Origin of the sequence: Streptococcus sp. HMSC078D09 (assembly GCF_001813675.1) — a bacterium.
Taxonomy (GTDB): domain Bacteria; phylum Bacillota; class Bacilli; order Lactobacillales; family Streptococcaceae; genus Streptococcus.
Map to the genome: position 1 here is coordinate 192,723 of NZ_KV813662.1, position 13,489 is coordinate 206,211.

General features: G+C 41.6%; 10 protein-coding genes. 7 read left to right on the top strand and 3 right to left on the bottom strand.

Annotated features, from left to right (window positions below; translation table 11 throughout):
• Positions 1 to 102: 102 nt before the first annotated feature.
• The 3 genes from nrdF to nrdH form a co-directional block, all read right to left on the bottom strand.
• Positions 103 to 1,062 carry a class 1b ribonucleoside-diphosphate reductase subunit beta gene (gene nrdF / locus HMPREF2926_RS03795; protein ID WP_031573445.1) on the bottom strand — a complete coding sequence of 320 codons (960 nt, stop codon included), beginning with the start codon at positions 1,060 to 1,062 and terminating at the stop codon, positions 103 to 105.
• A 113-nt stretch (positions 1,063 to 1,175) separates the two neighbouring features.
• Positions 1,176 to 3,335, bottom strand: coding sequence for a class 1b ribonucleoside-diphosphate reductase subunit alpha (gene nrdE, locus HMPREF2926_RS03800; RefSeq protein WP_031573442.1), 2,160 nt, complete (start codon positions 3,333 to 3,335; stop codon positions 1,176 to 1,178).
• Between the two features lie 114 nt (positions 3,336 to 3,449).
• Positions 3,450 to 3,668: a glutaredoxin-like protein NrdH gene (gene nrdH, locus HMPREF2926_RS03805; protein ID WP_003006408.1), complete on the bottom strand. Its 219-nt coding sequence runs from the start codon at positions 3,666 to 3,668 to the stop codon at positions 3,450 to 3,452.
• Positions 3,669 to 4,144: 476 nt separating this feature from the next.
• Between nrdH and HMPREF2926_RS03810 the strand changes: the two genes are divergently transcribed.
• From HMPREF2926_RS03810 to HMPREF2926_RS03840, 7 genes are all read left to right on the top strand, one after another.
• Positions 4,145 to 4,408: a phosphocarrier protein HPr gene (locus HMPREF2926_RS03810; protein ID WP_003006411.1), complete on the top strand. Its 264-nt coding sequence runs from the start codon at positions 4,145 to 4,147 to the stop codon at positions 4,406 to 4,408.
• Between the two features lie 4 nt (positions 4,409 to 4,412).
• Positions 4,413 to 6,146: a phosphoenolpyruvate--protein phosphotransferase gene (gene ptsP, locus HMPREF2926_RS03815; protein ID WP_049474827.1), complete on the top strand. Its 1,734-nt coding sequence runs from the start codon at positions 4,413 to 4,415 to the stop codon at positions 6,144 to 6,146.
• Positions 6,147 to 6,474: 328 nt separating this feature from the next.
• Positions 6,475 to 8,382, top strand: a complete 1,908-nt coding sequence (gene glgB / locus HMPREF2926_RS03820; RefSeq protein WP_049486338.1) for a 1,4-alpha-glucan branching protein GlgB — start codon at positions 6,475 to 6,477, stop codon at positions 8,380 to 8,382.
• Positions 8,383 to 8,432: 50 nt separating this feature from the next.
• The gene (locus HMPREF2926_RS03825; protein WP_070586547.1) at positions 8,433 to 9,575 is read left to right on the top strand and encodes a glucose-1-phosphate adenylyltransferase; all 1,143 of its coding nucleotides are present in this window, start codon (positions 8,433 to 8,435) and stop codon (positions 9,573 to 9,575) included.
• Entirely contained in the window at positions 9,565 to 10,701 is a 1,137-nt protein-coding gene (gene glgD, locus HMPREF2926_RS03830; RefSeq protein WP_070586548.1) for a glucose-1-phosphate adenylyltransferase subunit GlgD, read from the top strand. The genes HMPREF2926_RS03825 and glgD overlap by 11 nt, the downstream gene beginning before the upstream one ends.
• Positions 10,701 to 12,128: a glycogen synthase GlgA gene (glgA, locus tag HMPREF2926_RS03835; RefSeq protein ID WP_003012102.1), complete on the top strand. Its 1,428-nt coding sequence runs from the start codon at positions 10,701 to 10,703 to the stop codon at positions 12,126 to 12,128. Before glgD ends, glgA begins: the two co-directional genes overlap by 1 nt.
• A 233-nt stretch (positions 12,129 to 12,361) precedes the next feature.
• The coding region (locus HMPREF2926_RS03840) for a G5 domain-containing protein (RefSeq protein ID WP_141751772.1) at positions 12,362 to 13,489 on the top strand (1,128 nt) is incomplete at its 3' end.

Below are 13,489 nucleotides of genomic sequence, written 5' to 3' on the forward strand. Positions count from 1 at the left end.
GAGGTTGGATCTTTGTCCAACCTCTTTTTTTAAAAAAGAAGCAGATCCAATTAGAAAAAAATTGTGGCAAAAAAACCTTTCCGTCTGGAAAGGTTTTTCTTCTTATAGTCCGTAATTGTAATCGTCATCCTGCATGGCTTCTACTTCACCGAGAAGGTAACCATTTCCGACTTGAGAGAAGAAGTCGTGGTTAGATGTACCGGTTGAGATTCCGTTCATAACGATTGGGTTGACGTCATCCGCTGAGTCTGGGAAGAGTGGATCTTGTCCCAAGTTCATGAGGGCTTTATTAGCATTGTAGCGAAGGAAGGTCTTGACTTCCTCTGTCCAGCCCACACCGTCATAGAGGCTCTCTGTATAGCCTTCTTCATTTTCATAGAGGGTATAGAGCAGGTCATACATCCATTCTTTGAGTTTTTCTTGTTCTTCTTCTGGTAATTCGTTAAATCCAAGTTGGAACTTGTAGCCGATATAGGTTCCGTGAACTGATTCGTCCCGAATGATCAACTTGATGATCTCAGCTACGTTGGCCAATTTGTTGTTTCCAAGATAGTAGAGAGGTGTGAAGAAACCAGAGTAGAAGAGGAAGGTCTCAAGAAAAACGCTGGCGACTTTCTTTTCAAGGGGAGTCCCATTGAGATAGATTTCGTTGATGATTTCTGCCTTCCTTTGAAGGAAAGGATTGGTGTTGGTCCATTCGAAAATCTCTTCGATTTCTGACTTGGTATTCAAAGTAGAAAAGATAGAAGAGTATGACTTAGCATGGACAGATTCCATAAATTGGATGTTGTTAAAGACAGCTTCTTCATGGGGAGTACGAATATCCGCACGAAGGGCTTGAACACCTGTTTCAGATTGCATGGTATCTAGAAGAGTTAATCCCCCAAAGACTTTACCAACTAGGTCTTTTTCTTTATTAGATAACTTTCTCCAGTCATCCAAGTCGTTTGACAAAGGGATACGTGTATCCAACCAGAATTGCTCTGTCAGTTTTTCCCAGGTCGATTTATCGATGACATCTTCGATCGCATTCCAGTTAATGGCTTTGTAGTATGTTTCCATTTGCATCACTTTCTTTTTCTATTCATTCAATCGTTACTATTCTACCATAAATTGATAGAATACCGCACAAAAAGTCGGCGAACCGACTTTTGATAGCTATCTAGGATAGCGGATTAGATGACACAGCTTTCACATTGGTTGGCGCCAACTTCTCCACCATCATCTGTAAAGGTACGGACGTAGTAGATAGACTTGATACCCTTGTTAAAGGCGTAGTTCCGAAGGATAGACAAGTCACGAGTGGTTTGTTTGTTTTCAGTTTTCCATTCGTAAAGACCCTTTGGAATATCGCTGCGCATAAAGAGAGTCAGTGAAAGACCTTGGTCTACATGCTCAGTTGCAGCAGCATAGACATCGATGACTTTTCGCATATCCATGTCGTAGGCAGAAGTGTAGTAAGGAATCGTTTCCGTTGACAATCCTGCTGCAGGGTAGTAGATCTTACCGATTTTCTTCTCTTGGCGTTCTTCAATCCGTTGTGTAATTGGGTGGATAGAAGCAGATACGTCATTGATGTAGCTGATAGATCCATTTGGTGCGACAGCTAGGCGGTTTTGGTGGTAAAGACCATCTGCTTGAACTTTAGCACGCAGTTCTGCCCAATCCTCAGCACTTGGGATAAAGATATCTTTAAAGAGTTCTTTGACGCGATCAGATTTTGGTACAAATTCTCCAGTCGTGTACTTATCAAAGTAAGTACCATTGGCATAATCAGATTTTTCGAAGTTGTGGAAGGTAACACCACGTTCGCGCGCAATGTTGTTTGATTCTACGAGAGTCCAGTAGTTCATGAGCATGAAGTAGATGCTCGTAAACTCAATAGACTCCGGTGATCCGTATTCGATCAATTGTTGGGCAAGGTAGCTATGAAGTCCCATGGCTCCAAGACCAAAGGTATGCGCCAGTTTATTTCCGTGGTCAATAGTTGGAACGGCTACGATATGAGAGCTATCTGTAACGAAGGTCAAAGCACGAACCATGGCACGAATCGAACGACCAAAATCAGGTGAAGTCATCATGTTAACTACGTTGGTTGAACCAAGGTTACAGGAGACGTCTGTTCCCATTTGAACAAATTCTTGGGCATCGTTGATCAAGCTTGGTTCTTGAACTTGAAGGATCTCTGAACACAAGTTACTCATGATGATTTTTCCATCAACAGGGTTTGCCCGGTTAGCAGTATCAATGTTGACTACATATGGATAGCCAGATTCTTGTTGCAATTTAGAAATTTCAGTTTCCAAATCACGTGCCTTAATTTTAGTCTTGCGGATATTTGGATTAGCAACCAACTCATCGTATTTTTCAGTGATGTCGATGTAGTTAAATGGTACTCCGTATTCACGTTCCACAGAGTATGGGCTGAAGAGGTACATTTCTTCATTCTTACGCGCCAACTCGTAGAACTTGTCTGGCACGACGACCCCAAGTGAGAGAGTCTTCACCCGAACTTTTTCATCAGCATTTTCTTTCTTAGTTGAAAGGAAGGCGATGATGTCTGGGTGGAAGACGTTGAGGTAAACCACCCCAGCCCCTTGGCGTTGTCCCAATTGGTTAGAGTAAGAGAAGCTATCTTCGAAGAGTTTCATAACTGGAACCACTCCAGAAGCGGCTCCTTCATACCCTTTGATTGGTGCTCCAGCTTCACGAAGGTTGCTGAGAGAAATCCCAACCCCACCACCGATACGAGACAGTTGAAGGGCAGAGTTGATGGAACGTCCGATCGCATTCATATCATCGGTTACTTGGATCAAGAAACATGATACCAATTCCCCACGGCGGGCACGTCCAGCGTTTAAGAAAGAAGGAGTAGCTGGTTGGTAGCGTTGGTGGATAATTTCGTTTGCGATGTCTCGCGCGATAGCTTCATTTCCATCAGCAAAATAGAGAGCATTGAAAAAGACACGGTCTTCCATGCTTTCAAGATAGTATTCTCCATCATTTGTTTTCAAAGCGTATTGGTTATAGAATTTGTAGGCCGCCATGAAGGACTTGAATTGGAAGTTTTGATCTTTGATAAATTGGGCCAATTCCTCTAAAAATTCAGGACGGTATTTCTCGATAAAAGCTCTCTCAATGTAATTGTGCTCGAGAAGGTACTGAATCTTGTCTGTAATCGAGTCAAAGGTTTTAGTATTTGGTACAACATTTTCTTTAAAGAACGCATCCAAAGCTTCTTTATCTTTATGAAGCATGATTTGGCCGTTTACTGGACGGTTGATTTCATTGTTAAGACGAAAATACGTCACATCTTCAAGAGATTTTAATCCCATAATAATCCTTTTCTAGTTCAAAAAAATGAAGAGGAGAAGTCCTCTCTTTCCAAGTAAAAAGTCTAGTGTTAGGTTGCTAACGCTAGACCCTATTTAAGCAAAATACTGTGTTTATTAAGAAAGTTTCTTCAACTTAGCTGGTTGAAAACCAGAAAATACTTCATCCGGTGTTTGAATAACTGGAGCAGCATTGAAGCCAAGGTTCTTAACATGCTCTACAAATTCTGGCTGTTCATCTAAGTTAATTTCGCGGTATTCCACATGATTGCTATCGAGGAATCGCTTGGTCATTTTGCATTGAACACAATTATTTTTTGAATAAATGGTTACCATTTCTTTTTCGTTCTCCTATCGAAATATAAATCTGTAAACAGTATAAACAAAATCCAGCAACTTGTCAACAAAATAAAACTAAATATTGTGCAAAGATATGAAATGGGGTTTTTAAAACACAATATATTGTGGTGAACGGAAATTGAGAAATTCCAAGAAATGGGATAGGAATAGGCTTTAAAGCATCTTTAATTAGTTATAATTTTTTTGTGAATCAATATCCTGTGGTACACTTGCTTCTTTTTATTTGAAAGCGGAGGAAAATGTTACTTATAATATAGTAGAAAATTGAAAAGATATTTTCTCCATTCTTCAGGTACTTCTTAGAATGTATCTAAATTGGGATTTTTCGCAGTCTTTTTCTGTAAGTCAGTGATAAAAATCTTGAAAAAAATTTCAAAAGATGATATAATACCAAATTGTAAGGGTTATCAAAAGGTAACTCAAAAACTATTTTTTAAAAGGAGAGTCCAATTATGGCTTCTAAAGATTTCCACATCGTGGCAGAAACAGGTATCCACGCACGTCCAGCAACTTTGTTGGTTCAAACTGCTAGCAAATTTGCATCAGACATCACTCTTGAATACAAAGGTAAATCAGTTAACTTGAAATCAATCATGGGTGTTATGAGCCTTGGTGTTGGTCAAGGTGCTGACGTTGTAATTTCTGCTGAAGGTGCTGACGCTGATGATGCAATCGCAGCTATTTCAGAAACAATGACTAAAGAAGGATTGGCTTAAAAATATGACAAAAATGCTAAAAGGAATTGCAGCATCTGACGGTGTTGCCGTTGCTAAGGCATATTTGCTCATTCAACCAGACTTATCATTTGAGACTGTTTCAGTCGAAGATACAAGTGCAGAAGAAGCTCGTTTGGATGCAGCTCTTGAAGCTTCACAAAACGAGCTTTCTCTTATTCGGGAGAATGCAGTAGCAAGCCTTGGTGAAGAAGCAGCGCAAGTTTTTGATGCGCATATGATGGTTCTCGCTGACCCTGAAATGATTGGTCAGATCAAAGAAACGATTCGTACGAAAAAAATCAATGCAGAGGCTGGCTTGAAAGAAGTCACTGACATGTTCATTGCAATCTTTGAAGGAATGGAAGACAATCCTTACATGCAAGAACGTGCAGCAGACATTCGCGACGTTACCAAACGTGTCCTTGCCAACTTGCTTGGTAAGAAATTGCCAAACCCTGCTTCTATCAATGAAGAAGCAATCGTGGTAGCGCATGACTTGACACCATCTGATACAGCTCAGTTGAACAAAAAGTACGTAAAAGCCTTTGTTACTAACATCGGTGGACGTACCAGTCACTCAGCTATCATGGCGCGTACACTTGAAATCGCAGCTGTTTTGGGTACAAATAACATTACAGAACTTGTCAAAGATGGTGATGTTTTGGCTGTTTCAGGGATCACTGGTGAAGTGGTGATCAACCCTACTGAAGAACAAATCGCAGCCTTCAAAGCAGCTGGTGAAGCTTATGCCAAACAAAAAGCTGAATGGGCTCTCCTTAAAGATGCTCAAACAGTGACTGCTGATGGAAAACACTTCGAGTTGGCTGCCAACATCGGTACCCCTAAAGACGTTGAAGGTGTAAACGATAATGGTGCAGAGGCAGTTGGTCTCTATCGTACAGAATTCTTGTACATGGATTCTCAAGACTTCCCAACAGAAGATGACCAATACGAAGCCTACAAAGCTGTTCTTGAAGGTATGAACGGTAAACCTGTTGTCGTTCGTACAATGGATATTGGTGGGGATAAAGAACTTCCTTACTTCGATCTTCCTAAAGAAATGAACCCATTCTTGGGTTACCGTGCTTTGCGTATTTCTATCTCTGAAACTGGTAATCAAATGTTCCGTACACAATTGCGTGCCTTGCTTCGGGCATCTGTCCACGGTAAATTGCGGATCATGTTCCCAATGGTTGCTTTGTTGACTGAGTTCCGTACAGCTAAAGGTATTCTTGAAGAAGAAAAAGCGAAATTGCTTGCTGAAGGTGTTGCTGTGGCAGATGATATCCAAGTAGGGATCATGATTGAAATCCCAGCTGCTGCGATGCTTGCGGACCAATTTGCTAAGGAAGTTGATTTCTTCTCAATTGGTACAAACGACTTGATCCAATACACAATGGCTGCTGACCGTATGAACGAACAAGTTTCATACCTTTACCAACCATATAACCCATCTATCCTTCGTTTGATCAACAACGTGATCAAGGCGGCTCACGCTGAAGGCAAATGGGCTGGTATGTGTGGTGAAATGGCCGGTGACCAAACTGCTGTTCCACTTCTTGTCGGAATGGGCTTGGATGAGTTCTCTATGTCAGCTACATCTGTCCTTCGTACACGTAGCTTGATGAAGAAACTCGACACAGCTAAAATGCAAGAATACGCTAACCGTGCTCTTACTGAATGTTCAACAATGGAAGAAGTTCTTGAACTTTCAAAAGAATACGTGAACGTAGACTAAGAATTCAACAAGACTAAGACAAATCTGTCTTAGTCTTTTTTTACATTGTTCATAAAAATGTTCATTTTATTCGTAATAAACTAGTTAGTAATAAAAATAGTGATTTAAATGTTCGGTTTTTGTTTGATTTTCCTCGTATATATAGTATAATCGTAAGTAAGATAAGGAGGATGACCAAGGAAGGATCGAAAAGGTTCGGGAAAGAAAATGGAAAAACTTTTCCTGATAATTTTACATGATTTTACAGGAATCAACTTGAAAATTAAGTGATTTTATAGTAGAATAATACCAAATAGAAAACGCTTTCAAAAAGCAAAGAGGTGAGTATATGGATAGAAGCACAGACTTATGGACATTTGGAAGAGGGGATAATTTCCATCTTCAAGAGTACTTAGGAGCTCACAAGGAAACAAGGGGAGAACAAGAAGGCTTTACCTTCCGTGTTTGGGCTCCCAATGCTCAGGCGGTGGATCTGATTGGTGATTTCACTGATTGGGAAGCTCGTAAAATTCCAATGGTTCGTAATGAAGGAGGCGTCTGGGAAGTCTTCTGTTCCGATGCAAAAGAGGGAGATATATACAAGTATTTGGTGACTCGACAAAATGGTCATCAGGTGCAAAAAATCGATCCTCTAGCATTATGGATGGAAAAGAGACCCAATACAGGATCTATTATTAAGACCATTCCAGAGAAAAACTGGAAAGATGGTCTCTGGAGAGCACGCCGCAAAAAACTTGGTTTTAAGGAACGACCTGTTAATATTTATGAGGTTCACGCAGGATCGTGGAAACGTAATGAGGATCACAGTTCCTATACCTTCAAACAACTAAAAGAAGAATTGATTCCATATTTGGTGGAGATGAACTACACCCACGTGGAATTTATGCCAGTGATGGCCCATCCATTGGGCTTGAGTTGGGGCTATCAGCTCATGGGATATTTTGCACTCGAGCAGACTTATGGTAGCCCAGAAGAGTTTCAAGACTTCGTGGAAGAATGCCACCTCAACAATATCGGAGTGATCGTGGATTGGGTACCAGGACATTTCATTATCAATGATGATGCCTTGGCTTATTATGATGGAACACCAACCTTTGAATACCAGGATGAACATCGTGCTCATAACTACGGATGGGGAGCCTTGAACTTCGATTTAGGGAAGAATCAAGTCCAGTCATTCTTGATTTCTAGTTTGAAGTTTTGGATTGATACCTATCATTTAGATGGGATTCGGGTCGATGCTGTGAGCAATATGCTCTATCTTGACTACGATAGCGGTCCATGGACACCAAATATTGATGGTGGAAACCTCAACTACGAAGGCGTTCATTTCCTTAGACGGTTGAATGCGATTATCAAGAACGAACACCCAGATGTCATGATGATTGCAGAAGAAAGTTCTGCTGGTCAAAAGATCACGGGTCCTGAAGAAGAAGGTGGACTTGGCTTTGACTATAAATGGAATATGGGGTGGATGAATGATATCCTTCGATTCTACGAAGAAGATCCCATCTACCGGAAATTTGACTTTAACCTGGTAACCTTTAGTTTCATGTATGCATTTTCTGAAAACTTCTTACTACCATTCTCACACGATGAAGTGGTGCATGGTAAGAAGAGTTTGATGCATAAGATGTGGGGAGATCGTTACAATCAATTTGCTGGACTCCGTAACCTCTTGACCTATCAGATTTGCCATCCAGGTAAGAAATTACTCTTTATGGGTTCAGAATTTGGTCAATTTTTAGAATGGAAGTCAGAAGAGCAACTGGAATGGGGCAATCTAGAGGATGAAATGAATGCGAAGATGCGTCGTTTCACTTCTCAGCTCAATCATTTCTACAAAGAACACAAGGAATTGTGGGAGATTGATGATAGCTTTGATGGCTTAGAGATTATTGATGCAGATAACCGGGATCAGAGCGTCTTGTCTATGATCCGGAAAAATCGTAAAGGCGATCTTTTGGTGTGCGTCTTCAATATGGCACCAGTGGAACGCAAGGACTTTACGATTGGTGTGCCTGTATCAGCGGTCTATGAAGAAATTTGGAATACAGAATTAGAAGAATGGGGAGGTGTCTGGAAAGAGCACAATCCGACAGTTCAGTCTCAAGATGGACTGTGGAAGGATTATGAACAAACTTTGACCTTTACTTTGCCGGCTTTAGGGGCTAGCATTTGGAAGGTGAAACGGAAGGTTCGCAAAACGAAATCTAAAACATCAGATAAAAAATGATGATCGGTTGACTCTAAGGGAGTCCAAGCTTTAAAAAGAGGAAGTAGTCAATGAAGAATGAAATGCTCGCTTTAATTCTTGCCGGTGGGCAAGGAACACGTCTTGGAAAATTAACCAAAAACATCGCGAAACCTGCGGTTCAATTTGGTGGGCGCTATCGGATTATCGATTTTGCTCTCTCAAACTGTGCCAACTCAGGAATTCACAATGTTGGTGTGATTACACAGTACCAACCCCTTGCACTTAACAGCCATATTGGAAATGGTTCCAGCTGGGGCTTGGATGGAATCAATACAGGTGTGTCTATTCTCCAACCTTATTCAGCTAGTGAAGGAAATCGGTGGTTCGAAGGAACTAGTCATGCGATTCTTCAAAACATCGACTATATCGATAGCATCAATCCGGAATATGTCTTGATTCTATCTGGGGACCACATCTACAAGATGGATTACGATGACATGCTTCAAGCGCACAAGGATAATAACGCAAGCTTGACTGTTGCCGTCCTAGATGTCCCTTTGAAGGAAGCAAGCCGTTTTGGAATCATGAATACAGATGCTAATAATCGGATTGTCGAATTTGAAGAAAAACCAGCTGAACCAAAATCTACCAAGGCTTCCATGGGAATTTACATCTTTGACTGGGCTCGTCTGCGCAATATGTTGGTTGCTGCTGAAAAGAGTGATATCGATATGTCAGACTTCGGTAAAAATGTCATTCCAACGTATCTAGAATCAGGCGAAAGTGTTTATGCTTATGAATTCAATGGTTATTGGAAAGACGTTGGTACGATTGAGTCTCTTTGGGAAGCCAATATGGAATATATCGATCCAAATAATGCCTTGGATAGTCGCGATCGTCACTGGAAAATCTATTCACGCAACCTCATTTCTCCACCGAACTTCTTTGGGGAAAATGGCCACATCGAAGATTCTCTTGTCGTCGATGGTTGTTCGGTAGACGGTACAGTCAAACACTCCATCTTATCAACAGAAGCTCAAGTTCGTGAAGGAGCAGTTGTCGAAGATGCTGTCGTGATGAGCAATGCCATTATCGGTAAAGGAGCTGTTGTGAAACGCGCGATTATTGGAGAAGGCGCAGTCATTGCAGAAGGTGTCGTGATTGATGGAACAGAGGAAGTACAAGTTGTCGGTTACAATGAAAAAGTGGGGGTAGCAACAGATGAAGATTGATAAATATTCAGCCATTTTAGGAAATACAGTTGGGTATCATGATATGTCCACTTTGACCAGCCATCGTCCGGTAGCCTCCCTACCGTTTGATGGGAAATACCGCTTGATTGACTTCCCATTGTCTAGCCTTGCGAATGCTGGTATTCGTAGTGTTTTTGGGATTTTCCAACAAGAAAATATTAGTTCGGTCTTTGACCATATTCGTTCAGGTCGTGAGTGGGGCTTGTCTACTTTATTGAGCCACTATTACCTCGGAATCTATAATACTCCAGTTGAAAATACAACGGTAGGGCCAGAATACTACCAACAATTATTGACCTATTTGAAACGGTCTGGTTCCAACCAAACAGTTGCTTTGAACTGTGATGTATTAATGAATATTGACCTCAACCAAATTTTCCACCTTCATAATACCATTGATCGTCCGATTACAGTGGTTTATAAGAAGTTGCATCTTCAAAATATCTCTGAAGTCAATGCTGTCTTGAAAATTGATGAAACAGACCATGTTACAGAGCAAAGACTTTTTGATGGCAAGGATCCTGACGAAGTCTACAACATGTCAACAGATGTCTTTATTGTGGACACTCCTTGGTTGATTGAAAAAATTGAAGAAGAAGCCAAGAAAGAATACCCACAAAAATTGCGCTATATCTTGCGTGATTTGGCAGTGGAATACAATGCTTTTGCCTTTGAATATACAGGCTACCTTGCCAATATTCATTCAGTGGAATCCTACTACCAGGCAAACTTGGATATGTTGGAAAACCAAAAATTCATGAAGCTCTTTTCACCAAATCAAAAAGTGTATACGAAAGTGAAGAATGAAGAACCAACGTATTATTCCAAGACTTCACATATTAAATCGTCTCAATTTGCTTCGGGTAGTATTGTAGAAGGAACCGTTGAACGCTCCGTTGTTTCACGTCGAGTACACCTTCATCAAGGTTCAGAGGTCCGCAGTAGTCTTCTCTTCCCTGGTGTGGTGGTTCGTGAAAATGCAATCGTTGAACATGCTATCCTGGATAAGGGTGTCGAAGTGGCTGCTGGTGTGACGATTCGTGGGACAGAAGAAGCACCTGTCGTGGTTAAAAAAGGAACGATTGTTACAGAGGATATTGTCTAATGAAACTATTATTTGTTGCAGCTGAAGGTGCACCATTTTCTAAAACAGGTGGATTGGGAGACGTTATTGGCGCTCTTCCTAAATCCTTAGCTAAAAGTGGTCATGACGTGCGCGTGATCCTCCCTTACTATGATATGGTAGAGGCCAAGTTTGGAGATCAAATCGAAGATGTCTTGCATTTTGAGACCAAGGTTGGCTGGAGAAGTCAATATGTTGGTGTGAAACGCATTGTGCGCGATGGAGTCACCTTTTACTTTATTGATAACCAACACTATTTCTTTAGAGGTCATGTCTATGGTGACTTCGATGATGGGGAACGCTTTGCCTTCTTCCAGCTCGCGGCCTTAGAAACGATGGAACGGGTTGACTTCATTCCAGATGTTCTTCATGCCCATGATTACCATACGGCGATGATTCCTTTCTTGCTGAAGGAAAAATACCGTTGGATTCAAGCTTATCATGGAATTAAAACAGTATTGACTATCCATAATTTGGAATTTCAAGGTCAGTTTGACCCAGGAATGTTGTGGGATCTATTCGGAGTTGGATTTGAACGCTATGCAGATGGAACGCTTCGTTGGAATGATTGTCTGAACTGGATGAAAGCCGGTATTCTATATGCTGACCGTGTAACAACCGTTTCTCCTAGCTATGCGCATGAGATTATGACTGCTGAATATGGTTGTGGCTTGGATCAGATCCTTCGGATGGAGTCTGGCAAGGTGACCGGAATTGTAAACGGGATTGATGCGGATCTGTATAATCCTGAAACGGATCCACTCTTGACCTATCACTTCAGTCTCTCAGATCTTTCAGGTAAAGCAGCTAGCAAACGTGCTCTTCAAGAACGTGTCGGTCTGCCTGTTCGCGATGATGTACCTTTGTTTGGAATCGTCTCTCGTTTGACACGTCAAAAAGGTTTTGATGTTGTAGTAGAAGAGTTGCATCAACTCTTGCAAAAGGATATTCAGATTGTCTTGCTCGGTACAGGAGATCCTGGATTTGAAAATGCCTTTGCTTGGTTTGGTCAAGCCTACCCAGACAAACTTTCAGCCAACATCACCTTTGATGTTCAATTGGCCCAAGAAATCTATGCAGCGTCAGATGTCTTCTTGATGCCAAGCCGCTTTGAACCATGTGGCCTTTCTCAAATGATGGCCATGCGCTATGGAACCCTTCCTTTAGTACATGAAGTCGGCGGACTTCGTGATACGGTTCAACCGTTTAATGCTGTTGATGGAAGTGGAACAGGCTTTAGCTTTAATAATTTGTCTGGCTATTGGTTTAACTGGGCAGTTGATGAAGCCTTGGCTGTCTACTACAATGACAAACAGGCTTGGTATGGTCTGCAAGAGCAAGCTATGACGCGTGACTTCTCATGGGATACGGCTAGTCAACGATACAATGATTTGTACCAATCCTTATAAATAGATCTATAATACAAACGCCTTTCGAGGCGTTTTTTGTGTTGCTTTCTTCCTATAAAGAAAACGGTTTATTTTTTTGAGTTTTAGAGCTTGCTAAAATAGAAGAAAAAAGATAAGATAGGTAAAGGTAAAAAATCCCGGGAAGGTTCTTATTTCTGGAAAGGATCCCATCCTCTCTAAAAATAATCAGGTCCCTGCTCGAGGGTTAAATATTACTATATAGGAATTTTAGGATGAAAAAAGCGAAACAAACGTTTGAAAAAATGACCAAATATTCGATTCGAAAATTATCTGTCGGTGTTGGTCCGGTAGCCATTGGAGCCTTTTTATTAGGAGGAAGCCTGTTAGGGGCTCGTCCTGTACATGCAGATCAGGTGACCCTACCTGCTCATGTGCACTTAGGATATGTGACAGAAGAAGAGCTAACCGCTGAAGAAAAAGCACAGGTGATTCATGCAATCCCTGAAGCATATCAAAATGAAGATACTTTCTATCTTGTCTATAAGAAGAAGGAAGCAAGTCAGTCGGTTCTTCCTCAAACAGGAAGTCAGGAAGTTGCCCTCTTTGGCCTAAGTCTAGCCACTGCTTCCTTTGCGGTCCTCTTACTCTCTAAAAAGCACCGGAAGAAGGTCATGGGCGTCCTTTTGATTGGAGCCATGGGACAAAGTCTTCTACTTCCAGTTGAAGTCGTAGCGCTACAAAATCAAGTCTTGCGCACCTATAATCAGGATCTTGCGATCGCATCGAGCAAAGATCTTGCAAATGGCGTGATTCAAATTGACGGCTATGACTATATTGGTTATCTGCGCTACCCGTCAGTCCAAAAGACGAGCTTACAAGAGCCAAAGGCTATGCAGGAAACGAAACCTTCTGTAGAAGGAACGATCAAAACAAGTACAGGGATTCCACAAGTGGAAGCACAAGCGCGTGTGACCCCAGAAGTCGCACCAGCCTTTCCTCAAGTTGAAAAACCAAGCCTGGAAGTCTCTACTAAGCCTGTGCCATTTGAAACTGTCAAACAAGCTGATCCCACATTAGCTAAAGGGCAAACCAAGGTGCTGACTGCTGGTCAAAATGGGGAGCGGACCCTATTGACAGAAGTGAGTGTGGTAGATGGACAAGAAGTTCGCAGAGTCGTTGAAAGCAAGGTCACTAAAGAACCAGTTTCACAAATTCTTGCTGTCGGGACAAAAGAAGATGCCCAACCAACCCCTCAACCCAGTCCTTCTCCAGTTGTAACGGCTAAGGGGACACAAGAAGAAGGTCATGTCGGTGAAGCTCCTGTTCAACCAGAGAACCCAGCCTATACAGGTGTGGTGGAAGCCAAAGGAACACAAGAAGAAGGTCATGTCGGCGAAGCC